Source organism: Streptomyces lincolnensis (genome assembly GCF_021173675.1).
Taxonomy (GTDB): Bacteria; Actinomycetota; Actinomycetes; order Streptomycetales; family Streptomycetaceae; genus Streptomyces; species Streptomyces lincolnensis_B.
On the sequence record NZ_JAIHON010000003.1, the window covers coordinates 453,172 to 478,666 of the forward strand.

22 protein-coding genes and 1 riboswitch are annotated in these 25,495 nt (G+C 71.5%); of the genes, 4 read left to right on the top strand and 18 right to left on the bottom strand.

Annotated features, from left to right (window positions below; all coding sequences use genetic code 11):
- Positions 1–54: 54 nt before the first annotated feature.
- Positions 55–306, bottom strand: a complete 252-nt coding sequence (locus tag K4B79_RS09145) for a DUF397 domain-containing protein (RefSeq protein ID WP_232025827.1) — start codon at positions 304–306, stop codon at positions 55–57.
- Positions 303–1,175 carry a helix-turn-helix domain-containing protein gene (locus K4B79_RS09150; RefSeq protein WP_232025829.1) on the bottom strand — a complete coding sequence of 291 codons (873 nt, stop codon included), beginning with the start codon at positions 1,173–1,175 and terminating at the stop codon, positions 303–305. The genes K4B79_RS09145 and K4B79_RS09150 overlap by 4 nt, the downstream gene beginning before the upstream one ends.
- A gap of 358 nt (positions 1,176–1,533) precedes the next feature.
- On the opposite strand from K4B79_RS09150, the gene K4B79_RS09155 reads away from it, so the two are divergent.
- On the top strand, positions 1,534–1,938 hold the full coding sequence (locus K4B79_RS09155; protein WP_232025831.1) for an ATP-binding protein: 405 nt from the start codon (positions 1,534–1,536) through the stop codon (positions 1,936–1,938).
- Positions 1,939–1,977: 39 nt separating this feature from the next.
- Here K4B79_RS09155 and K4B79_RS09160 read toward each other — a convergent pair whose 3' ends face one another.
- The 5 genes from K4B79_RS09160 to K4B79_RS09180 all read right to left on the bottom strand — a co-directional run bounded on the left by K4B79_RS09160 (position 1,978) and on the right by K4B79_RS09180 (position 9,977).
- Entirely contained in the window at positions 1,978–3,582 is a 1,605-nt protein-coding gene (locus K4B79_RS09160; protein WP_232025833.1) for an amidase, read from the bottom strand.
- A gap of 104 nt (positions 3,583–3,686) precedes the next feature.
- Entirely contained in the window at positions 3,687–6,749 is a 3,063-nt protein-coding gene (locus K4B79_RS09165) for an alpha-mannosidase (protein WP_232025835.1), read from the bottom strand.
- Between the two features lie 32 nt (positions 6,750–6,781).
- A complete protein-coding gene (locus tag K4B79_RS09170; protein WP_232025837.1) occupies positions 6,782–7,675 on the bottom strand; it encodes a carbohydrate ABC transporter permease in 894 nt (297 codons plus the stop codon).
- Entirely contained in the window at positions 7,675–8,601 is a 927-nt protein-coding gene (locus K4B79_RS09175; RefSeq protein WP_374208438.1) for a carbohydrate ABC transporter permease, read from the bottom strand. Before K4B79_RS09175 ends, K4B79_RS09170 begins: the two co-directional genes overlap by 1 nt.
- Positions 8,598–9,977, bottom strand: coding sequence for an extracellular solute-binding protein (locus K4B79_RS09180; protein ID WP_232025839.1), 1,380 nt, complete (start codon positions 9,975–9,977; stop codon positions 8,598–8,600). Before K4B79_RS09180 ends, K4B79_RS09175 begins: the two co-directional genes overlap by 4 nt.
- Before the next feature lie 257 nt (positions 9,978–10,234).
- On the opposite strand from K4B79_RS09180, the gene K4B79_RS09185 reads away from it, so the two are divergent.
- Complete coding sequence (locus tag K4B79_RS09185) at positions 10,235–11,473, top strand: ROK family transcriptional regulator (RefSeq protein ID WP_232026237.1); 1,239 nt, start codon at positions 10,235–10,237, stop codon at positions 11,471–11,473.
- A gap of 35 nt (positions 11,474–11,508) precedes the next feature.
- Here K4B79_RS09185 and K4B79_RS09190 read toward each other — a convergent pair whose 3' ends face one another.
- From K4B79_RS09190 to K4B79_RS09230, 9 genes are all read right to left on the bottom strand, one after another.
- The gene (locus tag K4B79_RS09190; protein ID WP_232025841.1) at positions 11,509–12,360 is read right to left on the bottom strand and encodes an energy-coupling factor ABC transporter ATP-binding protein; all 852 of its coding nucleotides are present in this window, start codon (positions 12,358–12,360) and stop codon (positions 11,509–11,511) included.
- Positions 12,357–13,106, bottom strand: coding sequence for a cobalt ECF transporter T component CbiQ (gene cbiQ, locus K4B79_RS09195; RefSeq protein WP_232025843.1), 750 nt, complete (start codon positions 13,104–13,106; stop codon positions 12,357–12,359). The genes K4B79_RS09190 and cbiQ overlap by 4 nt, the downstream gene beginning before the upstream one ends.
- A 6-nt stretch (positions 13,107–13,112) precedes the next feature.
- A complete protein-coding gene (locus tag K4B79_RS09200) occupies positions 13,113–13,487 on the bottom strand; it encodes an energy-coupling factor ABC transporter substrate-binding protein (protein ID WP_232025845.1) in 375 nt (124 codons plus the stop codon).
- A complete protein-coding gene (locus K4B79_RS09205) occupies positions 13,484–14,185 on the bottom strand; it encodes an energy-coupling factor ABC transporter permease (RefSeq protein ID WP_232025847.1) in 702 nt (233 codons plus the stop codon). Before K4B79_RS09205 ends, K4B79_RS09200 begins: the two co-directional genes overlap by 4 nt.
- 30 nt (positions 14,186–14,215) lie before the next feature.
- Positions 14,216–14,399: riboswitch (cobalamin riboswitch) on the bottom strand.
- 111 nt (positions 14,400–14,510) lie between these two features.
- Positions 14,511–15,488, bottom strand: a complete 978-nt coding sequence (meaB, locus tag K4B79_RS09210) for a methylmalonyl Co-A mutase-associated GTPase MeaB (RefSeq protein ID WP_232025849.1) — start codon at positions 15,486–15,488, stop codon at positions 14,511–14,513.
- Entirely contained in the window at positions 15,485–17,677 is a 2,193-nt protein-coding gene (gene scpA / locus K4B79_RS09215; RefSeq protein WP_232025851.1) for a methylmalonyl-CoA mutase, read from the bottom strand. The genes meaB and scpA overlap by 4 nt, the downstream gene beginning before the upstream one ends.
- Positions 17,674–19,485 (bottom strand): methylmalonyl-CoA mutase family protein, encoded by a 1,812-nt coding sequence (locus tag K4B79_RS09220; protein ID WP_232025853.1) that lies wholly within the window; start codon positions 19,483–19,485, stop codon positions 17,674–17,676. The genes scpA and K4B79_RS09220 overlap by 4 nt, the downstream gene beginning before the upstream one ends.
- A 189-nt stretch (positions 19,486–19,674) precedes the next feature.
- Complete coding sequence (locus K4B79_RS09225; protein ID WP_232025855.1) at positions 19,675–20,184, bottom strand: GNAT family N-acetyltransferase; 510 nt, start codon at positions 20,182–20,184, stop codon at positions 19,675–19,677.
- A 114-nt stretch (positions 20,185–20,298) separates the two neighbouring features.
- Positions 20,299–20,982 (bottom strand): HAD family hydrolase, encoded by a 684-nt coding sequence (locus tag K4B79_RS09230; protein WP_232025857.1) that lies wholly within the window; start codon positions 20,980–20,982, stop codon positions 20,299–20,301.
- Between the two features lie 90 nt (positions 20,983–21,072).
- On the opposite strand from K4B79_RS09230, the gene K4B79_RS09235 reads away from it, so the two are divergent.
- The gene (locus tag K4B79_RS09235) at positions 21,073–21,774 is read left to right on the top strand and encodes a bifunctional 4-hydroxy-2-oxoglutarate aldolase/2-dehydro-3-deoxy-phosphogluconate aldolase (protein WP_232025859.1); all 702 of its coding nucleotides are present in this window, start codon (positions 21,073–21,075) and stop codon (positions 21,772–21,774) included.
- Entirely contained in the window at positions 21,771–22,820 is a 1,050-nt protein-coding gene (locus K4B79_RS09240; RefSeq protein ID WP_232025861.1) for a sugar kinase, read from the top strand. The genes K4B79_RS09235 and K4B79_RS09240 overlap by 4 nt, the downstream gene beginning before the upstream one ends.
- Here K4B79_RS09240 and K4B79_RS09245 read toward each other — a convergent pair.
- Both K4B79_RS09245 and K4B79_RS09250 read right to left on the bottom strand, forming a co-directional pair.
- Positions 22,804–23,481 carry a glycoside hydrolase family 11 protein gene (locus K4B79_RS09245; protein WP_374208451.1) on the bottom strand — a complete coding sequence of 226 codons (678 nt, stop codon included), beginning with the start codon at positions 23,479–23,481 and terminating at the stop codon, positions 22,804–22,806. The two genes, K4B79_RS09240 and K4B79_RS09245, sit on opposite strands and share 17 nt — an antisense overlap.
- Positions 23,482–23,746: 265 nt before the next feature.
- A complete protein-coding gene (locus K4B79_RS09250) occupies positions 23,747–25,447 on the bottom strand; it encodes an amidohydrolase (protein WP_232025864.1) in 1,701 nt (566 codons plus the stop codon).
- Positions 25,448–25,495: the final 48 nt, after the last annotated feature.

The following is a 25,495-nucleotide window of genomic DNA, read 5'->3' on the forward strand; positions in this document are numbered from 1 at the left end:
GCCGGGCGGGTCGCGGCCGGGGCCGGCTTCGATCCTCCCCGCGGGTGGTGCGGTCTAGCGGGCCGTCAGGTGATCGGCGAGACCTCTCTTGATCCCCTGGACGAATGCGGCGATCTCCTCGGGCGTGTAGATCAGTGCGGGACCGGTGGGATCGGTCGACTGCCGCAGGGCGACGCGGCCGTCGGCGAGCTGCTTGGTCTGGACGCACTGGCCCCCGTTGGGGCCGCTCCACGGGCTCTCCCAGCCCTGCTCGCCGAGATCGGAGGCGGGCATCCCGTTGTACACACTGCCGTCGGCGATGGTCATGAGTACTCCTTGCGCAAGCGGTGCAGCAGAGCCCTGCTGTCCGCGGAGGAGGTCAGAAGGGACATCCGGTTGTGCGCCTCCAGATGGGCCGCGACGTCGGAGCGCTGGTCCAGGTACACGGAGGCGGACAGGATTTCGCTGTAGACGACGTCGGGCAGTTCCGGTTCCTCGAACCGGAAGTAGGTGAAGGGCGCGCACGCGCCGACGTGCGCTCCCGCCGAGAACGGCACGATGTCGACGCTGACGTGGTCCAGCTCCGAGACCTCCAGGAGCCGGTCGATCTGCTCCCGCATGATCTCCGGACCGCCCGCCACCCGGTGCAGGACGGCCTCCTCCATCACCACCCACAGGGTGGGGGCGTCGGCCTTCTCCAGCAGGCTCTGGCGGCGCAGCCGCAGATCGACGCGCCGCTCCAGGTCCTCGTCGCTCTCGTTGGGGAACCCGCCGCGCAGGACGGCCCGCGCGTAGCCGTACGTCTGCAACAGCCCGGTGACGTACTGGGGTTCGTAAGTGCGAAGGGTCTTGGCGCCGCTCTCCAGGCTCACGTAGGCGGTGAACCAGCTGGGCACCACGTCACGGTAGGCGTGCCACCAGCCGGGCTCGTTGGCCCGGTCGGCCAGGTCGATGAACTCGTCGATCTCCTGCTGTCCGGCCCCGTAGGTCTGGAGCAGCTTCTCCACGTACAGGGGCTTGAGACCGACCTCCGCCTTCTCCAGCCGGCGAATGGTCAACGACGTCACACGCAGGGCCTTTGCCGCGGCGTCCAGCGATACGCCCGCGTCCAGCCGCCGTTCCTGGAGCCGACGGCCCAGGATCATCCGCAGGACCGTCGGTGCGCTGGAGCCCGCACCCGCACGAGCGTCACTCACTGCCGCCACCTCCTGATGCTGTGTCACCAGCGCCTGTCCGGCGGAGAGTTAAAGATGCCGCCAAACGGATATCGTCTTGTTGAAATTATCAGGGAGACGGTTGCAGTGTGAACTCGGCTGCGAGCATAGTTACTTGTGCAAGTGGTTCCTCCGAATAGGGAGGCGCCGCTGTCAACTGGCGTTCCGCTACGCAGAGTTGACGTGCGCCGACGCTCCGAATCCGCGCGGACGCCACGCTGGGAACACCCCTCTCCCGGCAGATCCGCCGCTTGCCCCTCCTCCCCCCTGCGCTTCTCACTGACGGAAGGCGACAAGCGTGTCCCCCCACACGACTTCCTCCCCCCAGCTCTTAGACGCCGTGAGCCCGGAGCGTACGCACTGGATCGAACTCCCCGCGCAGCGCTCCAGCGTCAGAGTCGCCCGCCGCTCGGTGAACGCCCGCATGACCGCCTGGGGACTGCCCGCCGAGATCTGTGCGGACGCGGTGCTGCTGGTGTCGGAACTGGTCACCAACGCGGTGTGCCACACGCGCAGTGTGCAGGTCCTGTGCGGCGTCGGACGTGTGACGGACGACTGTCTGCGCCTGGAGGTGCACGACCACGACGTCAGGGCGGACAGGCTGCCCCGCTGCGAGGCGGGGCCCGAGGACGAGAGCGGACGCGGACTGTTCCTGGTCCAGGAGATCGCGCGCACCTGGGGATTCGCCCGCTCCCGCCTCACCGGCGGCAACGCGGTCTGGGCGACCTTGATGATCGGCGGCTGAGAGGGCACGTTCGAGAGGGGCGGCCGAACTGCCCGATCGTCAGAAGCCGACGTCGGCGGGCCGGTAGGCGGGAGGCCGGCGCACACGACTGGCCTGCTCGTAGGCGTACGCGAGGCGGAGCAGGGTCGGCTCGCTCCACGCCGTACCCATGAAGGTCACCCCCACCGGCAGGCCGAACGCGAACCCGGCCGGGACGCTGATCGCGGGATGTCCGGCCAGCGCGGCGGGCGTCGACGCGCCACCGGTGTAGCTGTCCCCGCGGACCAGGTCGATCTTGGCCGGCGGACCGCCCGTCGGCATGACGAGCGCGTCCAGGCGGTGGCGGCGCAGCACCGCGTCGATGCCCTCGGTGCGCGAGAGCCGGTGGTTGGTGGCCAGGGCCTCGCGGTACTCGCTCTCGCCGAAGTCCAGCTCGTGCACCGCCTCCAGCCCGTCCTGCCGGACATAGCGGAGTTCGCGGTCGGCGTGCGCGCGGTTGAAGGCGATCAGCTCGGCCAGGCTGCGGGGATGGTCGCCGGGGGCGTTCGCCAGGTAGGCGTTCAGCCCGCGCTTGATCTCGTACGCCTGGACGACCATCGAGCCGGGCAGGTCCTCCAGTTGTTCGGCGGTCGGGATGTCGGCCGGGTCGACCACGGTCGCGCCGGCCTTCCGCAGGGTGGCGATGGCCCGCTCGGCGATCTCGTCGGCGTGGTGGCTGTAGCCGAAGTACACCGTGCGGGGCACGCCGATCCGGGCCCCGCGCAGCCCGTCGGCGTCCAGGAAACGGGTGTAGTCGCGGTGGAAGTGCCCGCGGCCCGCCCGGGTCGCCGGGTCGCGGTCGTCGAGACCGACCAGGGTGCCGAGCAGGATCGCGGCGTCGCGGACCGTGCGGGCGATCGGGCCGACACTGTCCTGGCTCGGCACACCCGGGATCACTCCGCCGCGCCCGACCAGGCCGACGGTCGGCTTCACCCCGACCACGCAGTTCGCCGAGGCCGGGTCGATGATCGAGCCGTTGGTCTCGGTGCCGATGCCGGCGACACAGAGGTTGGCCGCGGCGGCCACCGCGGTACCGGAACTCGACTCGTTCGGCGACCGGTCCAGCTTGTACGGATTACGGGTCTGCCCGCCGCGGGCGCTCCACCCGGCGTGATGGGTCAGCGACATCCCGCCCGCCCACTCGCTCAGGTTGGTCTTCCCCAGGACGACCGCACCCGCCGCCCGCAGCCGGGCGGCGACCGTGGCGTCCCGGGCCGGACGCAGGCCCTCCAGGGCGAGCGACCCGGCCGTCGTGCGCATCCGGTCCGCGGTCTCCACCAGGTCCTTGAGCAGGACGGGCATCCCGTGCAGCGGCTGGCGACGGTCCCCTTCCGCGTCGAGGCGGCGGGCCTCGGCGAGCGCGTCCGGATTGACCTCGATCACCGAGCGCAGCAGCGGGTCGACGCGCTCGATGCGTTCCAGGTAGTAGCGGGTCAGGTCTACGGCGGTCAGCCGCCCGTCGGCCATCCGCCGACGGAGTTCGGTGATGCCGAGTTCGTTCAGGTCGGTGGGCGCGTCGGGTTCGCCGCCCGTGGCGCGGGCGGAGGCTTCGCCGAGCCACGGCGAGGCCGCCGTGGCGGTGCCCAGCGCGAGCATGGTGCGGCGGGAAGGGGCGATCCGGTCCATGCACCGAACGCTAGGGCTCCGCGCCGCCGATCTCGCTCCGGCCGGCCCCCGGATCGAACAGGGGGAGTACCCCCTGCTCCGTCGGAGGCCGGCCGGAGCCGCGGTCAGCTCCCGACGGCGGGCCGCAACCGCAGCGTGAGGATCTGGAAGGGACGCAGGGTCACCTCCACGCCGGCATCGGTGTGCCGGTGGGACGCCGGGTCGTCGACAGGGCGCTCCAGGAGATCCGTCGCGGTGACCGACGCCAACGGGAAGGCGGTGGTCAGGGTGGCCCGGACACGGGTGCCGCGGGATTCGTAGAAGCGGACGACGACGTCGCCGCTGCGGTCGTCGGCGAGCTTGACGGCCTCCACGACCACCCCCTCGTGGTCGACCGTGACCAGCGGGGCGACCGTCGCACTGCCCGGCACCGCACGCTCGGGCAGGTTGAAGCGGTAGCCCTCGCGGGTCGCCTCGGCGACATCGGCGCCGATGACGAGCGCGTAGCCGAGCCGGTGCGTGCCCTGGTCCTGGTCGGGGTCGGGGAAACGGGCCGCGCGCAGCAGGGAGAGGCGGACCGTGGTGGTCGTGCCCCCGTCGGAGCGGACGTCACGGGTGACGTCGTGCCCGTAGGAGGAGTCGTTGACCAGCGCGGCACCCCAGTCCGGCTCGCCGACGTGCAGGAAGCGGTGCGCGCAGACCTCGAACTTGGCCGCGTCCCAGCTGGTGTTGGTGTGCGTGGGCCGCTCGACGTGCCCGAAGGGGATCTCGGCGGTCGAGTGGGCGGCCCGGACGTCCAGCGGGAAGGCGGCCTTGAGGAGCTTCTCCCGCTCGTGCCAGTCGACGACGGTGTCGATGACGAGCCCACGGGAGCCGGACGGCAGGGACAGGGTCTGCTCGATCCGCGAGTCGCCGAAGACGCGCACCACGCGGACGCCGGTGCCGTTCGCGGTGACGGACTGAGCATCGGTGAGGTCGCGGACGGTGTTGCGGTAGAAGACGTCGATGTCCCAGGCGTCCCACTGGTTGGGGAAGTCCTGGTGCAGCTGGAGCAGGTTGCCGACCGCGCCGGGCGCCAGGGCCTCGCGGCCGGCGGTGTGGTCGTAGGCGGAGGTGATCAGACCGCGGGCGTCGACCACGACCCGCACCAGGCCGTTGTCGAGGACGAAGCCGTCCCCGTCGGGCACCGGCGTCACCGGAGTGGTCTTGGACGTGCGTGGGCCCGCGCCGAGGGCCGGCACGCCGCCGCGCGCGTGCGGCGCGGCGTTGAAGACGACCGTGCCGCCGCCGGGATTCCCGGCCAGTGTGCGCTGGGCCTCGCCGATCAGCTCCTCCAGCTCCCGGGCGACGGCCGCGTATGTCTCCTCCGCCTCGCGGTGCACCCAGGCGATCGACGTGCCGGGCAGGATGTCGTGGAACTGGTGCAGCAGCACCGTCTTCCACAGCCGGTCCAGGGCCTCGTACGGATAGGCCTGCCCGTGCCGGACCGCGGCCGTCGCCGCCCACAACTCGGCCTCGCGCAGCAGGTGTTCGCTGCGCCGGTTGCCCTGCTTGGTGGCGAGCTGGCTGGTGAGGGTGCCGCGGTGGAACTCCAGGTACAGCTCGCCGGACCACACCGGGGCGCCGCCGTTCGCCTCGTACTCGTCGTGCGCGCGCCGGAAGAAGTCGGCCGGGCCCTCGATCTCGATGCGGGGCGAACCCTCCAGGTCTTTCAGGCGGGCGGCGCGGGCGAGCATCTCGCGGGTGGGACCGCCGCCTCCGTCGCCGTAGCCGAACGGGATGAGCGAGCTGTTGGAGCCGCTCTTGTCCTGGAAGTTCCGGACGCTGTGGGCCACTTGGTCGCCGGAGAGGTCGCCGTTGTAGCTGTCGACGGGCGGGAAGTGGCTGAAGATCCGGGTGCCGTCGATGCCCTCCCACCAGAAGGTGTGGTGCGGGAACTTGTTGGTGGTGTTCCAGGAGATCTTCTGCGTCAGGAACCAGCGCACCCCGGCCAGCTTCATCAGCTGGGGCAGGGCCGCGTTGTAGCCGAAGGTGTCCGGCAGCCACATCTCCTCGGTCTCGACGCCGAACTCCTCCAGGTAGAACCGCTTGCCGTGCACGAACTGGCGCACCAGGGCCTCGCCGCCGGAGATGTTGGTGTCCGGCTCCACCCACAGGCTGCCGCTCGGCAGGAACTGTCCGGTCTTCGCCTTCTCCTGCGCCCGCGCGTACACCTCCGGCCGGTGCTCCTTGAGCCAGGCGAGCTGCTGCGCCTGGGACATCACGAACTTGAACTCGGGGTGCTCGTCCATGAGGTGGGTGACGTTGGAGACGGTCCGGGCCACCTTGCGGACGGTCTCGCGCAGCGGCCACAGCCAGGCGGTGTCGATGTGGGCGTGTCCGACCGCCGAGATCCGGTGCGCGCTCGCCTGCGCGGGCGCCGCCAGGACGGGGGCGAGGGCGGATCGGGCCGCCGCCGCGCTGCCGCCGACGTCCTGGAGGTCCACCGCGTCCAGGGCGTGTTCGACCGCCCGCAGGATCTGCCAGCGGCGCGGGTCCTGGGGTGCCAGCTCCGGCATCAGCTGGCCCAACACCTCCAGATCCTGGACCAGTTCGTGCACATTCCGATCGAGCACGGCCAGGTCCAGGCGCCGCAGCCGGTACAGGGGCTCGCCCGGGTCGGCGGCCGGGTCGCCCAGCCAGGGTGCGGGACCGCCCACCGAGGTGGGCCCGAAGGTGAGCTCGTCGGGGGCGGTGTGCATGACGACCGGGTTGGCGGCGGCCTCGACGAAGACGGTGAACTCCTCGCCGCCCACCGCCCGTTCGGCCACCGGAACCCAGATGTTGCGCGGATTGAGCGCCTTCACGGCGGTGCCGTCGGGCCGGTAGACCAGACCCTCGGCGGAGAAGCCGGCGGAGTGGGTGGCGAAACCGAGGTCCAGGACGGCCTCGACCGTCTGGCCGGCCCAGTCGGCCGGGACCGTACCGCTGACCTTGAACCAGCTGGTGGACCAAGCGGGCCCCCAGTGGTCCCCGACCCGGGCCGGGCGGTAGGGCGCGGCCAGAGCTTCGCGGACCGGGACCGGCTCGCCGGGGACGTGCCAGACCTCCACGTCGAGGGGGACCGAACGGGCGTGGACGGCAGGCCGGATGCGCTCGCCCAGCACCCGGGCGAGCCGCTGCTCGGTGACGTCACGATCGTTGTGCATGGGATGCCTGTTTCTGTACGGAGTGGGGGGAGTCAGCCCTTGAGCGCGCCGCCGAGCGCGAAGCCGCCGCCGAGCTTGCGGGCCAGCAGGAGGTAGAGCAGGACGACGGGCAGCGAGTAGAGGAGCGAGAAGGCCGACAACTGCCCGTACTGCGTCTGGTCGTGGGCGCTGAGGAAGGTGAACACGCTGACGGAGGCGGGGAGTTTCTCCGGCGACAGCAGCAGGATGAAGGGGACGAAGAAGTTCCCCCACATGCCGATGAACGTGAAGATGGTGACCACCACGACACCGGGCCGCATCAACGGCAGCACCACCCGCCACAGCACCTGCATGGTGTTCGCGCCGTCGATCCGGGCCGCCTCCTCCAGGACGACCGGCACGCCGTCCATGAAGTTCTTCATCAGCCAGATCCCGAACGGCAGCGCGGACGCGGCCAGGAACAGCGTCGTGCCGGGCATCGAGTCGATCAGGTTGACCTGCACGAACATGCTGTAGACCGGGATCATCACCGCCGTGATCGGCAGACCGGTGGAGAACAGGATCGTGTACAGGAACGGCCGCCGAACCCGGGAGCGGTAGCGCGAGAGCGGGTAGGCGCACAGCACCGACGCCACCACGGTCGCCGCCGTCCCGAAACCGCACAGCAGCAGGCTGTTGAGCATCGGCCGGTAGGTGGTGTCGACGTTGAGGACCGCGTCGAAGTTGTCGAACGTCAGCGACGAGGGCCACTGGAGCCGGAAGCTGTTGGTGTCGCTCACGGACGCGAGGACCATCCACAGCAGGGGCAGCACATAGAGCACCGACACGGCGAGCAGGACGGCGTTGATCGCGACGCGCCCGGGCCGGACGCGCCGCCCGCGCGGCGAGCGGGACGCGACCGGAGTCCTCTCGACGGTCGCGGCGGGTGGGGTGGCGACGGCGGCCATCAGTCGTCCTCCAGTTTCAGCAGCCGGATGTACACGACGGAGAACAGCGCGCCGACCACCAGCAGCACCAGGGCGATCGCCGTGCCGTAGCCGATCAGGCTGTTCTGGAAGGCCTGTTGGTACATGAAGATCGGAAGCGTCTCGCTCTTGTTGCCCGGTCCGCCCCGGGTCATGGTGTAGATCAGCCCGAAGACGGAGAGCGTCTGGAGCGTGATCAGCATCAGGTTGGTCAGGATCGAGGGCCTGATCACCGGCAGCACGACCCGCCACAGCCGCTGCCAGGGACCGGCGCCGTCCATCTCGGCGGCCTCCAGCAGCTCCCGGGGCACGTCGTTGACGGCGGCCGTGAAGACCATCATCGAAAAGGCGGTGCCGCGCCAGACGTTGGCCAGGCACACCGCCAGGATCGGCATCGTGTACAGCCAGTTCTGCTGCGGCAGACCGACCGCGTCCAGGAGCGAATTCAGCGAGCCCTGGTCGTAGAAGAAGGCGTACATCAGATAGCCGGCGACCACCTCGGGCAGCACCCAGGCGGCGATGACCACCCCGTTGACCAGGGACCGCACCGGCTTGGTGGCCTTCTCCATCAGGACGGCCAGCGCCAGTCCGAGCGTGTTCTGCCCGATGACGGCGGAGCCGACCACGAACACCAGGGTCAGCCACACCGAGTTGAGGAAGTCGGCGTCCTCGAAGGCCCGGGTGAAGTTGTCGAAGCCGACGAAGGAGGTGCCGGTGGCGCCGGTGAGCTGCATGTCGGTGAACGCGTAGTACACGCAGTACGCGATCGGACCGGCCAGGAAGACGGCCAGCAGCACCACGGCCGGCAGCGTCGGCAGGCCGCGCAGCAGGGTACGGACGGCAGGAGCGGGCGCCCCGCGGGACCGGCGGTGGCCGGTCCCGTGAGGCGCCGGGGCGACGGCGGTCACGAAGTGCCCTCCGCCGTCTTGTCGTCGCCCACCGCCGCCTTGACATCGTTATCAAATGTCTCGGCGGCCTTGTCGACCGAGGCCTGACCGGTCGTCACGGACTCCATCGCCTTCTGGATGGCGGTGGAGACCTGGTTGTAGGCGGGCAGTCCGGGCCGGTAGTGGGTGTCGGCGACCAGCTCGGTGAAGAACTTGTTGGTCGGCACCGCCTTCAGGTACGTCGGGTCGGCCGCCACGTCCTTGCGTACCGCGATCGTGGCGTTGCGCGCGTTCCAGGTCGCGGAGTTGGCCTTCGTCTGCAGCGTCGTCGACAGGAACTTCCACGCCAGGTCCGGGTTCTTGGCCTTGGCCGGGACCGACCAGGCCCAGCCGCCGGACATGCTGGTACGGCCGGGGGCCTGACCGTTCTGGGTGGGCATGGCCGCGGTGCCCATCACCGACTGCCACTCGGTCCACGGCTTGGCGGCCGAGGAGCTCCAGTTGTTGGGCATCCAGGAGCCGTCGATGTCCATCGCCAGCTTGCCCTGGGGGAGGAGCTCGGTGCCGACCGTGGTGCCGAAGTTGGCGCCGAGCGCCTGTTCCTTGGCCGGGCCGAGTCCCTGGTTGTACACGGTGTGCACGAAGTCCAGCGCGTCCTTGAAGCCCTTGCCGCCCACGACCCACTTCTTCTGCGAGGCGTCGTAGAGGGACTTGTCGCCGGCCGGGGTGCCGTACAGCAGCATCTCGAAGCCCTGCATGGAGGACGCCTCGCCTCCCGCCGTACCCGTGTAGAGGTTGAGCGGAGTGACGTCGGGCAGCTTCGCCTTGATCGTCCTCGCCGCGGTGAGGACGTCCGCCCAGGTCTTCGGCTGCCAGGGCACGGTGATCCCGGCCTTCTGGAAGAGCTGCTTGTTGTACCAGATCCCGCGCGTGTCGGTGTTGTCCGGGACGCCGTAGACCTTGCCGTCGGCGGCCCCGCTCACCGCGCCCTTGGCCGCGTCGGCGTACTGCGCCCAGTCGGCCCACTTCGCGGTGTAGGAGTCGAGGGGCTTGAGATAGCCGCCCGCGATGTCGGAGTTGATGAGGGCGGTGTCCTCGTAGACCAGGTCCGGCGCGGTCGCGGGGGAGCGCATCATGAGCTGGATCTTGGTGTAGTAGTCGTTCTCGGAGGCGGTCACCGGCACGAGGGTCACCTTGGTGCCCGGGTTGGCCTGGGTGAACTGCTTCACCATCGAGGCGAGGAAGGTGGCCTGGAGCTTGTTGGTGCTGTCCAGGTTCTGCCAGTAGACGACCTTGATCGACTTGGCCGAGCTCCCTGACGAGCCCGAGCCGCAGCCGGTGACGGCCAGGGCGGTGGCGGCGGTGAAGGCCGCGGCGGTGACGAGTCTGACGCGCACAGTGGTTCCTCCGGGACATGAAACCTGTGGGAGAGCCGCGATTTTTCGACCGGGGGCCAGGACGGACGGCACCCCACACGTGGCGCCACCCTGCGCTGTCTGGCCTCGATGGCCGGATTTTGTGGGCGTCAGCTAAATCCATTTGATGGATGAAGTCAATGCTTCGAGTATGTAAACTTTCGCCACCGGAGGGCCTGTCGCAGGCCTTCCCAGGGGGTGGGGTCGACGTGAGGGGATCAGGTGACCGACAGGTGACGATGCTCAGTGGGACGAACCTGCCGCGGGTCGGCGGCTACAACCAGGCCGTCGTCCTGGACGCCATCCGCACCTCGGGACAGGTGAGCCGGGTCGAGCTGGCTGCACTCACCGGTCTGACCAACCAGACCGTCTCCAACGTCGTCCGCAAACTGCTCGACGCCGGACTGGTGGCCGAGTCCGGCCAGGCCCCCTCCAGCGGCGGCAAGCGCCGGACCCTGCTGTCGATGCGGGCCGACGGCGCCTTCGCGGTCGGCGTCCACCTCGACCCCGAGGCCGCGGTCATCGTCGTGGCAGACCTCGCCGGAGACGTCGTGGGAAGCCGCAGGATGCGGCTGACCGAGCCCGGTGATCCCGCGGACGTCGTGGAGCGGGTCGCCCGCGCGGCCGGGCGGCTCGTCGAGCGCAGCGGGGTGGACCGCGCCCGCCTGCTCGGCCTGGGCATCGCCGCACCCGGTCCGCTGGACGGCACCACCGGAGCCGTGGTGTCCCCGCCGAACTTCCCCGGCTGGGGGCGGGTGCCCCTGGCGGACATGTTCGCCGAGGCCACCGGCCTGCCGGTCGCCCTCGACAACGACGCCACCGCTGCCGCGATCGGGGAGCGCTGGATCGGCGGCGCCGCCCGGGCGGGCAGTTTCCTCTTCATCTACTTCGGCACCGGCATCGGAGCCGGCATCGTCCTCAACAACACCGTGCTGCACGGCGATTCGGGCAACGCCGGCGAGTTCGGCCACATGGCGGTCGAACCGGGGGAGCGCGTCTGCCACTGCGGCGCCACCGACTGCCTCGGCCCCTACGTCAGCCCGCCCGCCGTCATCGACGACCTGCTGCGCCTGCACGGCCGCGCCGCCGCCGACCGCATAGGCCTGACCGGCACCCCCGACTCCGTCCACCACGACTGGAAGGCCCTGCGCCGCGCCGCCCGCGCCGGCGATCCCGACGCCTGTGACGTCGTACGCCGTGCCGCGCGCCGGATCGGCGAGGCCGCCCGGGGAGCCGCCAGCCTCCTCGACGTCGGCCGGGTCGTCCTCGGCGGCGAGGCGCTGCGCGGCATCGAGCCGATCCTGCGCGAGGAGATAGACGCCGCCGTCAACCGCACCTCCGTGGCCCGCGCCATCCGCGCCGTCACCGTCGAGCAGAGCGTCATCGGCGACACGGTCGGCGCGGTCGGGGCCGCCTCACTGGTGCTGCACGGCAACTACGCGCCGGGGTGGCGGATGCTGACCGACGTGTCCGGGTGACACGCCCGTCGGACGGGGACGTGGTCCGCGAGGGGTCAGCCCTCGGCGGCGATCGAGGGAGCCACCAGGGCCGCCAGTTCGTCCGGGGTGCGCGGACCGGGGGCGGAGTCGTCCAACAGGCCCTGCTCGCGCAGCAGTCGAGTGGCGGCGATGCCCCAGGGCAGCCGTAGCCCCGCCTGCCGGAGCAGGTCGGTGCGGGCGAGCATCGTGGCGGCGGGGCCGAGGTGCGCGCCCGACGGGGTGAGCACGGCCGCGTCGTCGGCCCAGCGCAGGGCGAGGTCGACGTCATGGGTCGCCATCACCACGGTCGTTCCGGTGCCGCGCAGGTCGTCGAGGGTGGTCAGGAGCCGCTCCTGACCGTCGGGGTCCAGTCCGGCGGTCGGCTCGTCGAGGATGAGCACGCGGGGGCGCATCGCCACGGCACCGGCGATCGCGGTCCGCTTGCGCTGGCCGTAGGAGAGCAGATGCGTGGGCCGGTCGGCCAGGGCGGTGATGTCCAGGGCGGCGAGCGCCTCCTCGACCCGGGCCCGCACCTCGGCATCGGGCAGACCGAGGTTGAGCGGACCGAACGACACGTCCTGGGCGACGGACGCGGCGAACAGCTGGTCGTCCGGGTCCTGCACGACCAGCTGGACGGTGGTGCGCAGCCGGGTCAGGCCCTTGCGGTCGTGGCGCACGGGCCGCCCCTCGACGGTCAACTCACCGCCGCGCGGCCGCAGTCCGCCGCTGAGCAGCCTCATCAGCGTGGTCTTGCCACTGCCGTTGCGCCCGAGCAGGGCCAGCGCGCGCCCTTCACGCACCTCGAAGTCGAGCCCGCTCAGGACGGTGGGACCGTCCTCGTAGGCGAAGGACGCGCCCCGCAGGGCGACCAGCACGGGCTCGCTCATGACAGCGGCCTTTCCAGTACGAAGGTGAGGGCGGCCACGGTCGCGAGGAGCAGGACGGCGGCCGCCGTGAAGCGGGCCGAGACCCGGGCCTCGGGGACCAGGACGCGCAGAGTGCCGTCGTAGCCGCGTCCGGCCAACCCGTCCTGGAGTCGGGCCGCCCGGTCGAAGGCACGCACGAACGCCGTGGCACCGAGCCCGGCCAGGGACCGCCACTCCGCCGCCCGGCCGGTGTGCCCGAGCCGGGCGGCCTGGGCCTCCCGGATGCGCCGCATGGAGTCCAGGAGCAGAAAGCTCATGCGGTACGTCACCAGCGCCACGTCCACGACGGGCGCGGGCACGCCCGCCTTCACCAGCCGGGGCAGCAGGTCGGACATCGGCGTGGTGAACGCGAACAGCAGCACACCGAGGGAGGCGGCCGAGGTGCGCAGCAGCAGCTCCCCGGCCCGGACCGGCCCGTCGGGGGCCGGGGCGACGAACCCGTCGGGCCCGCCGACCTGCACGAGCAGGGTGAGCGCGCCGGTCACGCAGAAACCGAGCGGCACCCGGTAGGCGCGCCACAGCCGGCGGGCGGGCACGCCCGCCGGGCCCAGCAGCACGACGAGCGCCGTCGCCAGCACCAGGGCCGCGCCCGGCCAGGGCGGCAGCGAGATCGCCAGCACGGTCAGTCCGAGCCCGAGCACGGCCTTGTCCACGGGATGGCGGTGGCGCCAGCGGCTGCTGTGCGCCGCCGCGTCGATCGGCAGCACGGGCGCTCAGGTCCGTTCGGCGGAGGGCTCGTCGGAGGCCGCCTGCGCCGCCGTGTCCTGGGCCTCCAGCCGGGCCAGCGCCCGCTGCTCACCCTGGCGGCGTCCCCGGTGCAGACCGAAGTAGTAGGTGAGCACGCCCGCGCCGATCGCCGCCTGGAGGGCGAACAGCGCCGACTCGATCTCCCCGGACGGCGGTTCGTACAGCGGTGAGAACCACGGCTCGTAGTCCGGTTCGATCTCGGTGATGGCCGTCTCCGCCTCGGCGTCGGCGCCGGTGAACGGCTCCTCCTTGTGGTCGCCCAGCCCGAGGGCCAGCGGCAGCACGGCGAGGGCCACCACGACCAGCAGCAACAGGGTGTTGATCTTCGCGTTACGGCTCATCGGGCCACCGCCTCGGTCCCGGTCGCCGCCCGCTTGCCCGCCGCCAGGACGCCCAGCCGGATCAGCTCTCCCTTGCTGGACTGGCTCAGCAGCCGCATCACCAGCACGGTCAGGAGCCCCTCGCTCACCGCGAGCGGGATCTGCGTGACGGCGAAGATGGAGCCGAACTTGCCCAGCGCGCCCAGGAACCCGCTGCTCGGGTCGGGGAACGCGAGCGCCAGCTGCACGCTGGTCACGCAGTACGTGGACAGGTCGGCGACGAACGCGCCGAAGAACACCGCGACCATCAACGGCACGTCGTACCGCCGCAGCAGCCGGTAGACGGCGTAGCCCGCCCAGGGCCCGACGATCGCCATCGAGAAGACGTTGGCGCCGAGCGTGGTCAGACCGCCGTGGGCGAGCAGCAGCGCCTGGAAGAGCAGCGTGATGGTGCCCAGTACGGCCATGATCGGCGGCCGGAACAGGATGGCGCCGAGCCCCGTGCCGGTGGGATGCGAGCAACTGCCCGTCACCGACGGCAGCTTCAGCGCGGACAGGACGAACGTGAAGGCCCCGGAGGCGCCGAGGAGCAGGGTGCTCTCCGGATGCTCCCTGACCTCACGGGTGAGGGAGCGGACTCCGTGGACGACGAACGGCGCGGACGCGACACCCCAGGCGATCGCGTGCGCCGGAGGAAGGAAACCCTCGGCTATGTGCATGGCTCAGCAGACCCTCTCCAGCACCTCGTGGATGGTTGACGCGCCTTGGCCGGTCTCCTGGCTTACGGGTGACACCGCCCGTGCTCCGCCTTCCCGGGTCCTTGAACCCAGTGGCTGCCCGTGAGGGCTGGAGCCGGACTTCCCGATTCACAGTGGCGAGGGCCGCACCGGCATCACACCGGATTTCCCGTTCACCAAGGCGTGGTGACAGTAGTGCGCGTACACAGGGAATGACAAGCGGCGGCGAGGGGGCGCGCGGGCGGCGCCGGACGGCTCGTGCCCGGCGCACACCAGGGCGGCCCCGAACTCCCGTGCGGGCAGGCCTTCAGCGTTGCCCGAACGCCCCCAGAATGCGTTCGGCGGCCAGCGTGGCCGTCAGCTCGCCGTCCCTGACCTGCTGTTCGAGGGCGGGCGTCAGGGCCCGTACCGCCGGATCGGCGTGCAGTCGGCCGAGGAGTTCGTCGCGGACCATGCTCCAGGTCCACTCGACCTGCTGGTCGCGCCGTTTGGCGGCGAGGCGTCCGGTGGAGTCCAGCAGGGTGCGGTGCTGCTCCAGGCGTTCCCACACGGTGTCCAGGCCGGTGGACTCGCGGGCACTGCAACTGAGCACCGGTGGCGTCCAGGCGGCGTCCTTGCCGTGCATCAGCCGCAGTGCGCCCGTCAACTCCCGTGCCGCGGCCCGCGCGTCGCGCTCGTGCGGGCCGTCCGCCTTGTTGACGGCGATCACGTCCGCCAGCTCCAGGACGCCCTTCTTGATGCCCTGCAACTGGTCGCCGGTGCGGGCGAGGGTGAGCAGCAGGAAGGAGTCCACCATGCCGGCGACCGCGGTCTCGGACTGGCCGACGCCGACGGTCTCCACCAGGATCACGTCGTAGCCGGCCGCCTCCATCACCACGATCGACTCGCGGGTCGCCTTGGCGACGCCGCCCAGCGTGCCCGCGGTGGGGGAGGGGCGCACGAACGCCGCCGGGTCGACGGCCAGTCGCTCCATCCGCGTCTTGTCGCCGAGGATCGACCCTCCGGTGCGGCTGGAGGACGGGTCGACCGCGAGCACGGCCACCCGGTGCCCCAGCGAGGTCAGCAGGGTGCCGAACGCGTCGATGAACGTCGACTTGCCGACACCGGGAACACCGCTGACGCCGATCCGTCGCGCCCGGCCGCTGTGCGGGAGCAACTCGGTCAGGACCTGCTGCGCGAGCGCCCGGTGCTGCGGCCGGGTGGACTCGACGAGCGTGATGGCGCGCGCGACGACCGCCCGTTTCCCGTCGAGGACGCCCTTCACATAGCCGTCGACATCGATCACAGGTCGTGCCCGAGGTCGTCCGACAGCCGCTTGACCAGGTCGTACGCCGCGTCCGGGATCACCGTCCCGGGCGGGAACACGGCCGCGGCGCCCATCTCCAACAGCGTCGGCACGTCCTGCGGCGGGATGACCCCGCCGACCACGATCACGATGTCCTCGCGGCCCTCCTCGGCGAGCGCCTCGCGCAGCGCGGGGACGAGCGTGAGGTGACCGGCGGCCAGCGAGGAGACCCCGACGATGTGCACGTCCGCCTCGACGGCCTGGCGGGCCACCTCGCCCGGGGTCTGGAACAGGGGGCCGACGTCCACGTCGAAGCCGAGGTCGGCGAAGGCGGTGGCGATGACCTTCTGGCCGCGGTCGTGGCCGTCCTGGCCCATCTTGGCGACCAGGATGCGCGGCCGGCGGCCCTCCGCCTCGGCGAAGACGTCCACCAGGGCCCGGGTGCGCTCCACGTTCTCCGACTCTCCTGCCTCGTTGCGGTACACGCCGGAGATCGTACGGATCTGGCTCGCGTGCCGGCCGTACACCTTCTCCAGGGCGTCGGAGATCTCCCCGACGGTCGCCTTGGCGCGCGCCGCGTTCACGGCCAGCTCCAGCAGGTTGCCCTCGCCGCCGGCCGCCCGGGTGAGCGCGTCCAGCGAGTCCTGGCACGCCCGCTCGTCCCGTTCGGCGCGCAGCCGGCGCAGTTTCTCGATCTGCTGGGTGCGCACGGAGGAGTTGTCGACCTTGAGGACGTCGATCTGCTCGTCGGTCTCGACGCGGTACTTGTTGACGCCGATCACCGGCTGCCGGCCGGAGTCGATCCGGGCCTGGGTGCGGGCCGCGGCCTCCTCGATGCGCAGCTTGGGGATGCCGGCGTCGATGGCCTTGGCCATGCCGCCCGCCGCCTCGACCTCCTGGATGTGCTGCCAGGCCCGGCGCGCGAGGTCGTAGGTCAGCTTCTCCACGTAGGCGCTGCCGCCCCACGGGTCGATGACCCGGGTCGTGCCGGACTCCTGCTGGATCAGCAGCTGGGTGTTGCGGGCGATGCGCGCGGAGAAGTCGGTGGGCAGCGCGAGTGCCTCGTCGAGGGCGTTGGTGTGCAGCGACTGGGTGTGGCCCTGGGTGGCCGCCATCGCCTCCACGCAGGTGCGCGTGACGTTGTTGAAGACGTCCTGGGCGGTCAGTGACCAGCCCGAGGTCTGCGAATGGGTGCGCAGGGACAGCGACTTGGCGTTCTGCGGGTCGAACTGCCTCACCAGCTTCGCCCACAGCAGCCGGGCCGCCCGCAGCTTGGCGATCTCCATGAAGAAGTTCATGCCGATCGCCCAGAAGAAGGACAGCCGGGGCGCGAACGCGTCCACGTCCAGGCCCGCTTCACGGCCGGCGCGGATGTACTCCACCCCGTCCGCGAGGGTGTACGCCAGCTCCAGGTCGGCCGTCGCGCCCGCCTCCTGGATGTGGTAGCCGGAGATCGAGATGGAGTTGTAGCGCGGCATCCGCTGCGAGGTGAAGGCGAAGATGTCGGAGATGATCCGCATCGACGGCTTCGGCGGATAGATGTAGGTGTTGCGGACCATGAACTCCTTGAGGATGTCGTTCTGGATGGTCCCGGCCAGCTTCTCGGGCGGTACGCCCTGTTCCTCGGCCGCCACGATGTACAGCGCCAGCACCGGCAGCACGGCGCCGTTCATCGTCATCGACACGGTCATCCTGTCCAGCGGAATCCCGTCGAACAGCTGCCGCATGTCGTAGATCGAGTCGATCGCCACGCCCGCCATGCCGACGTCACCGGTGACCCGCGGGTGGTCGCTGTCGTAGCCGCGGTGGGTGGGCAGGTCGAAGGCGACCGACAGGCCCTTCTGACCGGCCGCGAGGTTGCGGCGGTAGAACGCGTTGGACTCCTCGGCGGTCGAGAAGCCCGCGTACTGGCGGATCGTCCAGGGCTGGTTGACGTACATCGTCGGGTACGGGCCGCGCAGATACGGGGCGGCGCCCGGGTAGGTGCCCAGGAAGTCCAGGCCCTCCAGGTCCTGCCCGGTGTACAGCAGCTTGACCGGGATGCCCTCCGGGGTCTCCCACAGCAGGTCGTCCCCGCCGGCCGCCCGCTTGACGGCCGTACGCCACTCGTCGGCGCCGCCGTCCACGGCCGGACTCCCCAGCTCGATCCCGGAGAAGTCGGGGACGGAGGGGCCAAGGGGGGCGGTCATCGGGACACTCCCATGCGGTCGAGGGTGGCGGACAGGACGGCCACGGCGTCACAGCCCGCGAAGACGTACGCGTCGACACCCTGGTACTGCCCCGGACGCCCCGCGAGGAACACATGAGAGGCACCGGTGGCCCTGAGCTCCGCGGCCACGCTCTCCGCCTGCTCCTCGTACAGGGCGTCGCTGGAGCACAGACAGACCTCGGTGGCCCCGCTCTCGGCGAACGTGCCGTCGGTGACGGGCTCGATGCCGCCGGCCTGGAAGAGGTTCGAGGCGAAGGTCGTGCGCGCGGTGTGGGCGGCGGCGGGGCCGATGGCCGCAAGGAAGATCCGGGGCCGGGAGCCGGTCGCGGCCAGATGGGCGTCGGAGCGGGCGCGCAGTTCCTCGTACGCCTCGTCGCGGCGGACCCGCGGCAGACCGCCGGAGGGGGCCTCGGGGGCGGGCCGGCGCTCCACCGGCTTCTCGGCGAGGTGCGGGAACTCGCTGACGCCCGTGATGGGTTCGCGCCGCTTGGAGAGCTTCTTGGAGCGCTCCGCCCAGGTCGTCGCCAGGTCCGTGCGCAGCCGTCCCGAGCGCAGTACGGCCGCCTGGCCGCCGTCCCGCTCGATCGTGCGGAAGAACTCCCAGCCCGCGTGGGCGAGTTCGTCGGTGAGGCGCTCCACGTACCAGGAGCCGCCCGCCGGGTCGATCACCCGGGACAGATGCGACTCCTCGATGAGGATCGTCGAGGTGTTGCGGGCGATGCGCCGTGCGAACGCGTCCGGCAGACCGAGTTCGTTGTCGAAGGGCAGCACGGTGACGGAGTCCGCCCCGCCCGCCCCGGCGGCCAGCGTGGCGATCGTCGTGCGCAGCATGTTCACCCACGGGTCCCGGCGGGTCATCATCACCGGCGAGGTCACCACGTGCTGGAGCTGTGCGCCCGCCGCCGGGGCGCCGCAGGCCTCGGCCACCCGGGCCCACAGCCGGCGCGCGGCCCGCAGCTTGGCGATCGTCAGGAACTGGTCGGCGGTCGCCGCGTACCGGAACTCCAGCTGCGCACACGCCTGTTCGACACTCAGCCCGGCTTCGGTCAGCTCCCGCAGATACGCGACGCCGGTGGCGATCGAGGCACCCAGCTCCTGCGCGGCCGAACCGCCGGCCTCGTGGTACGGCAGCGCGTCCACGGTCAGGGCCCGCAGCCCCGGGTAGGTGTCGGCGCACCGCCTCGCCAGGCCGGCCACCGTAGCGATGTCGTACGACCGCCCGGTGCGGGCCTCGTGACCGAGCGGGTCCCCGCCCAGGTTGCCGCGCACCGCCTCCGGGGCGACGCCCCGCTCCTCGTACAGCCGCAGCAACTCACGTGCGGCGGGCTCCACTTCGGGGCCGGCGTCCAGGACGACCGGGGCCAGGTCGAGATACACGCCGTCCAGAACCCGGCCGAGTGAGGACACCGGGATGCCGCCCTCGCCGACGACCAGCCACAGCGAGGTGACGCCGTTCTCCAGATCCCCGAGGACCGTGGCGGCGTCGGCCACCGAGTGCCGCTGCCGCACGTCCCAGCCGCCGACGGTGTTCCCCTCGGCCCGGCTCCCTCGTACGAAGGGGGCGAACCCCGGGAAGCCCGGTTCGGGCGCGGCGTCGTGCGCGGTGAACAGGGGACGGGTGCGCAGCCCGTCCTCCAGCGCGGTGGACAGGGCTTCCTCGGCCTGAGCACCCTCGACGTCCTTGCCCGACTTGCGCAGCACACCCGCAACGAGGCGCTGCCACTGCTCGTGGGACACGTCAGGGAACTCGGCGGCCAGCTCAAGCCCGTCGTCAGGCAGGACCGTCATGCTCGGATGCTAGGACACCGGCCCAAAGGAGCAGCAGGGGGCATGGCTGTGATCTCGCCCTCTCCGCGACTGTGACCTGGCCCTCTTCGCCCGTCCGAGGGGTGTGTCTCGCCCGCGCGTCGGGAGGACGCCGGGACGGCGTCGGCGGCGCCATCGGCCGTCCGGATCGGCCCCGGAGCCGCCCGGGGGTCAGTCGTCCGACGGCGAGTGGAGCGCCCTCGGGAGCCGGACCATGAAGACGTCGACCGGGTCCTCCGCCTCCAAGATGAACCCGTGGCGCTCGTACAGCCGTCGGGCGGCGCTGCCCTGGAGGACGTTCAGGCGGACGGACGCGCCGTCGGCGTCGGCCCGGTCCAGCAGGGTGCGCAGCACCGCGGATCCGAGCCCCCGGCCCTGGAGACGCGGGGCGAGATAGAAGTGCTCCAGCACCCGCCCGTCCTCGGCGGGACGCACGGTGACGCAGCCGGCGACAGTGCCGTCGGCCACGATCACCGAGGTGTCGCGCGGGGAGAAGGAGTCCCGCAGCCGCTGCCGCACCCGCTGTTCGTCGAACCGTCCCAACCGCTCCAGATCCGCGCGCATCACGGTCGCCCGCAGTTCCACGAGCGTCTCCAGATCCGCCGGCTCGGCGGGGCGCAGGTGCCAGGCGGGCGTCGCCCGGTTCGGCCGTATCTCGTCCGTCCTCGTGTGCGTGTTCATGGCCAGAGTGTCTCAGGGGGCGCTGTGACCAGGCACGCGGCGTGATCCCTCACCGGTCGGGAGGCGTCCGACGGCGGCGGTAGGTGTCACGAGGCATCGGGATGCATCGGAGGTTCAGAAGAGATCCAGGATCTCCCTGAGGGAGGCGACGGACGGCACGTCGGCCGCGGCGGGCGAGTCCCGGCACAGCGCGCGTCCCGCATAGCCCAGGCCGATCGCCGCGGCCACCAGGTCCGGGGCGTCGTCCACGAACAGACACTGGTCGGGCGCGAGACCCAGCGCGGAACTGGCGTGGTGGTACATGCGCGGATCCGGCTTGGTGCAGCCGAGCACCGCGGAGATCGCGTACGCCTCGAAGTACCCCCTGATCCCCAGTCCGGCGTGGAGTTCGGGCAGTTCGGGCCAGGCGTCCGACACCACGGCCATCCGCACGCCCCGCCGGCTCAGCTCCCGAAGGGTCTCCTCGACGTCCGGGAAGGTCTCCAGGTACACCGCCGGTGCGACCTCGCGGCGGAGGTCGGCCAGGAGCCGCGAGGTGGCCTCCACACCGAGGTGGCGGAGGACGACCCGGTGGTAGTCGTCGTAGTCGGGCGTCGAGGACAGGGCGGCGAGGTGGTCGTCGCCCGCGGAGACCGCCTCCTCCAACTGCTCGGGCGTGAGGGACGGTTCATGGGCCAGGAGGATCTGCTCGAAGTCCGCCCGCGGGTTCCAGCGGCCGCCCTTCGGCCGCATCAGGACACCGCCCGAGTCGAGGAGAACGGCACGGAGGGTCCCGGGAGAGCCTGGTGGAGTCGTCACCCGCACAGTCTGGCGAGCAGAATGTTTCCCGCCAACATCACGGACCGGTCGCCACGCCTTGAACCGCCCCGCACGACAAGGAGCTCGTCCATGGATCTTCGAGCGGCCCTGGCCGCCCACCGTCTGGTCGCGATCGTGCGCGGCGCGGACCCGGAGGCGGCGCTGCGCACGGTGCTGGCGCTGGCGGACGAGGGCGTCCAACTGATCGAGGTGTCCTTGTCCGGCAGGGACGCCCTGACCGTCATCGAGCGTGCCCGCGAGGCCCTCGGCCCGGACCGCCCCCTCGGTGCCGGAACCGTCCTGACCGCCGACGACGCCCGTGCCGCCCGGCAGGCGGGGGCGGACTACGTCGTCACGCCCGCCCTCGGCGCCGGCGTCGAGACGGCACTCGCTCTGGGGCTGCCGGTCCTGGCCGGGGTGATGACCCCGACCGACGTCCTGGCCGCCCGGACGGCCGGTGCGACCGCCCTGAAGATCTTCCCGGCCGCCCAGGCAGGAGGTCCCGCCTATCTCCGGGCGCTGCGCGGCCCGTTCCCGCGGGAGCTGTTCGTGCCGGTGGGCGGCGTCGACGAGGAGGCCGCCCGGGCCTATCTGGCCGCCGGGGCGACCGCGGTCGGTGTCGGCTCCCCTCTGGTCGGCGACGCGGCCGACGGCGGCAGCCTCACCGCGCTGCGCGACCGGGCCCGCGGCTTCCTGACCGTCGTACGGCAGGAGTCGGTGCGGGAGCCCGTGCGACAGCCCGCCGGAAAGCGGCAGGCCGGAGAACAGCCCGCCGGAGGGCAGGTCTCATGACGAAGGTCTGGCGTCCCGCCGAAGGTGCCGTGGTGTGCGTCGGGGAGACCATGGCCGCCCTCGCCCCCGCACCGCCCGATGCGCTGGAGACCGCAGAGGCCCTGCGGCTGTCGGTGGCCGGGGCGGAGTCGAACGTGGCGATGTACCTGGCCGACCTGGGCGTCCCCGTCTCCTGGCTCTCGGCGTTGGGCGACGACGCGTTGGGACGCCGAGTGCGGGCCGCGGTCGGTGCGGCCGGTGTCGACGTCGGCGGTGTGCGCCACGACCCCGAGCGGCCCACGGGCCTGCTCGTGAAGGAACCGGCCGGCGGCCGCACCCGCGTCCACTACTACCGCGGCGACTCGGCGGCCTCCGCGCTGGGACCCGATGTCCTGGCCGACGACAGACTGCGATCGGCCTCCTTGCTGCACCTGACGGGCGTGACCCCGGCACTGTCCCCGTCCTGCCGGGACCTGGTGACGGCGGCGCTCACCACCCCGCCGGGCGGCCGGCCGTATGCCGTCAGCTTCGACGTCAACCACCGCCCGGCGCTCTGGCCGGCCGGGACGGCCGCCCCCGTGCTGCGTGACCTGGCCGACCGCGCCGACATCACCTTCGTCGGCCTCGACGAGGCGCAGGAACTCTGGGACGCCGACCTCGAACCGGCCGGCGTCCGGGAGCTGTTGCCGCACCCGCGTCTCCTCGTCGTCAAGGACGGCGCCCACGCGGCCACCGTCTTCGGCGACGAGGAGGTCCGCACCGTGCCCGCTCTGCGCACGGAGGTGGTGGAATCCGTCGGCGCGGGCGACGCCTTCGCCGCCGGATTCCTGGCCGGGCTGCTGCGCGGCGAGGACGCGGACACAGAACGCGCCCTCCGGCTGGGCCACATCACCGCGACCTCGGCACTCAGGGTGACCGGCGACCACGGGCCCTTGCCGGACCGCGAGGAGATCGAGCGGTTGCTCGGCCTCCCGGCGCGGGAATGGGCGACGGCGGTCGTTCGCTCCGGGACGGCGTCGGTCGTCTACTCCGGAGCGGATGACGGGGGGTTCACGCATTCACCGTGATGTTGGAACTCCCGCTGCTCTGATATCCCTCGGTCGCGAGGATCATGTAGTAATTGAAACTGCCCAGGCGCATTCCGGCACGGGCCCACGCGTCGAAGTGGTTGCCCGTGGTGATGGTCCCGCCGGTCCGCTTCGCCTGCCGGACGCTCCAGAACTGCGGGAAGGTCTTGTTGCCTTCGACCGAGGGCGCGTTGTACCGCATCGTCTGGTAGATGTCGTACGTGCCGCCGTCGCTGCTGACCGTGCCCTTGTACGTGCCCGTGGGCCGGTAGGTGCCCCAGTTGTCGACGATGTAGTACTCGACGAGCGGATTTGACGTCCACCCGTAGAGGCAGAGGTATCCGTTGCCGGACGGGCTGAAGCTGCCCGAGTACCGTACGGTCCTGCGGCCGCCGTTGCTCCAGCCCTTGCCGCACACGAAGTTGCCGGTGTTGCGCCACGAGGTGCTGTAGTTGCCGCCGGCGCCCAGGGTCATGGAGACCGTCCCGCCGGCGTCGGTCCAGAACGAGTAGTAGAAGCCGTTGTGGTTGCCGGTCTGGTTCGCCGTCACGGTCCGGTTCGGCTCGGCGTGCGCGGTGCCGGGCAGCACCAGCGCCGACGCGCCCAGCGCGAGGGCACCGGCCCCGCCGATGAGCCCCCTGCGGCTGATTCCGCGATTCATGACGTGGTTCTCGTCCATACCTGTCTCCTCCTCGACCGTCCTGTCGATGCCATGACAATGAAGCGGGGAAGGGGTGGGTTGTCAACGGTTATCGCAAGCCTTCCGGAAGGTATGTCCGGAACGCCTATCGCTCACCTGGAATGATCGAGAATTCTTTGAAAAGGCGGATCGGAGCGAGGTGACGGAATTCCGAAAAGTTTCGGAGCTCTTCCGGATCGCAATGCACCGGGAAGGACGCACCGGGAGGACGCACCGGGAGGGCGGCTCACCGCTCGTGGACGACCCGCCCGTCGAAGACCGTCAGGTCCACCTCCGCGTCGGTGATCCCGTGCGGGTCCAGGTCGAGCAAGGGGCGGTCCAGGACGCAGAGGTCGGCGACCTTGCCGACCTCGACGGACCCCTTCCACGTCTCGGCGAAGTCCTGGCGCGCCGCGTTGACGGTGTACGCCCGCAGCGCGTCCGCCAGACCCACGCACTGCTCCGGGCCGCTGCGCCGGCCGCTCGCCTTCGACTCCCGCAGCATCATCGCCGCCACCCCCTGCCGCCAGTCGGGCTCCGTGATCGGCGCGTCGCTGGACGCGCAGACCGCGATCCCGGCCTCGACGGCGGACCGCACGGGCCACTGGTAGGCGGAGCGTTCGGCCCCCACCACCTCGTCCATCAGGTCGGAGACCGTCCACTTGATGGCCGGGTTCATGTTGATGCCGTAGCCGTGCGCGGCGAGCTTGGCGAGGCTGTCGGCGCCGACGAAGTCGCCATGGATGACGTAGTGCCGGGCGTCGGGCCGGGGTGTGGCCGCGTCCGCCGCGAGGAACGCGTCCACGACCGTGTCGATGGCCCGGTCGCCGGTGACGTGGACACCCAGTTGGAAGCCCGCCTCGTGGGCGATCCGGATCATCTCGCGCAGCTCGTCTACCTGGAGCGCGGGGGTGGCGCCGTGCACGCACAGGGCGCCGTGGCCGCCGTCGGCGTAGGGCTCGTTCATCCAGGCCGTCCGGTTCGGCGGCACTCCGTCGGCGAAGATCTTGACGCCGATGGCGCGCAGCAGGCGCGGATCGGCCGACTCCGGGCGGCTGAGCTTGGCCAGCCCCTCGCGCACGTCGGCGGCGGAGCCGCCCATGGGCGCGGGCAGCAGCAGGACGCTGACCCGCGCCTGCAGTCCGCCGTCGGCCGCGAGATCCGCGTAGGCCGTCCAGTTGTCGGTGCTCAGTCCGCCGAACAGGGTGGTGGCGCCGCCGGGGCCGAGGCCGGGCTCGGTGTAGCTGGTGATGCCGCGGGTGTGGAGCTCCGCGATCACGTTGTGGATGGCCCGGCGGCGCTGGGCGACGGTGGGGGAGGGGAGTTCGGCCCGGAGGAGCCCCTGGGCGGCCTCGCGCAGGATGCCGGTGGGCTCGCCGTCCGCGTCCAGGTCGATCACGCCGCCCGCCGGGGGCACGCTCGACGCGTCGATTCCGCACGCGCGCAGGGCCGCGGTGTTGACCCACGCCATGTGGGAGGAGAAGTCGGTCAGGCAGACCGGGTTGCCCGGCGCCACGGCGTCCAGGTCCCGACGGTGCGGGAACCGCCGGGAATCGGCCAGACACTCCGCGAGGTACCCCGGATCCCAGCCCAGCCCGACGATCCACTCGCCGGGCCGGGCGGCCCGCGCCTCCTGCCCCACGACGGCCGCGATGTCGGCGATCGACGCGACCGCCGGATGCCCCACCGCGACGGCGAACGGCGGCTTGGTCATGCCGTAGGCGGCCCCGTGCAGATGCGAGTCGTTGATGCCGGGCAGTACGGTCCGGCCGCCCAGGTCGACGACGCGTGTGCCGGGGCCGGTCAGGGCGCGGATCTCCCTGTCGCCGCCGACGGCGACGATGGTCCGGCCCCGGACCGCCACGCCTTGGGCCACCGTGAAGTCGTCGTCCACGGTGAGGACTTGGCCGCCGGTCAGGACGAGGGTGGGGGTGCTGTCGTCGCTCACGCGCTGGCTCTCCAGGGAAACGGGCCCGTCGCGGCGGGCGTCGGCTGT

Bases quoted from the DNA above. Each gene is read 5' to 3' on its own strand.
- K4B79_RS09145 (WP_232025827.1), bottom strand. From the start codon at position 306: ATGACCATCGCCGACGGCAGTGTGTACAACGGGATGCCCGCCTCCGAT.
- K4B79_RS09160 (WP_232025833.1), bottom strand. From the start codon at position 3,582: ATGGACCGGATCGCCCCTTCCCGCCGCACCATGCTCGCGCTGGGCACC.
- K4B79_RS09165 (WP_232025835.1), bottom strand. From the start codon at position 6,749: ATGCACAACGATCGTGACGTCACCGAGCAGCGGCTCGCCCGGGTGCTG.
- K4B79_RS09170 (WP_232025837.1), bottom strand. From the start codon at position 7,675: ATGGCCGCCGTCGCCACCCCACCCGCCGCGACCGTCGAGAGGACTCCG.
- K4B79_RS09185 (WP_232026237.1), top strand. From the start codon at position 10,235: ATGCTCAGTGGGACGAACCTGCCGCGGGTCGGCGGCTACAACCAGGCC.
- K4B79_RS09190 (WP_232025841.1), bottom strand. From the start codon at position 12,360: ATGAGCGAGCCCGTGCTGGTCGCCCTGCGGGGCGCGTCCTTCGCCTAC.
- K4B79_RS09200 (WP_232025845.1), bottom strand. From the start codon at position 13,487: ATGAGCCGTAACGCGAAGATCAACACCCTGTTGCTGCTGGTCGTGGTG.
- K4B79_RS09205 (WP_232025847.1), bottom strand. From the start codon at position 14,185: ATGCACATAGCCGAGGGTTTCCTTCCTCCGGCGCACGCGATCGCCTGG.
- scpA (WP_232025851.1), bottom strand. From the start codon at position 17,677: ATGACCGCCCCCCTTGGCCCCTCCGTCCCCGACTTCTCCGGGATCGAG.
- K4B79_RS09220 (WP_232025853.1), bottom strand. From the start codon at position 19,485: ATGACGGTCCTGCCTGACGACGGGCTTGAGCTGGCCGCCGAGTTCCCT.
- K4B79_RS09225 (WP_232025855.1), bottom strand. From the start codon at position 20,184: ATGAACACGCACACGAGGACGGACGAGATACGGCCGAACCGGGCGACG.
- K4B79_RS09235 (WP_232025859.1), top strand. From the start codon at position 21,073: ATGGATCTTCGAGCGGCCCTGGCCGCCCACCGTCTGGTCGCGATCGTG.
- K4B79_RS09240 (WP_232025861.1), top strand. From the start codon at position 21,771: ATGACGAAGGTCTGGCGTCCCGCCGAAGGTGCCGTGGTGTGCGTCGGG.
- K4B79_RS09245 (WP_374208451.1), bottom strand. From the start codon at position 23,481: ATGAATCGCGGAATCAGCCGCAGGGGGCTCATCGGCGGGGCCGGTGCC.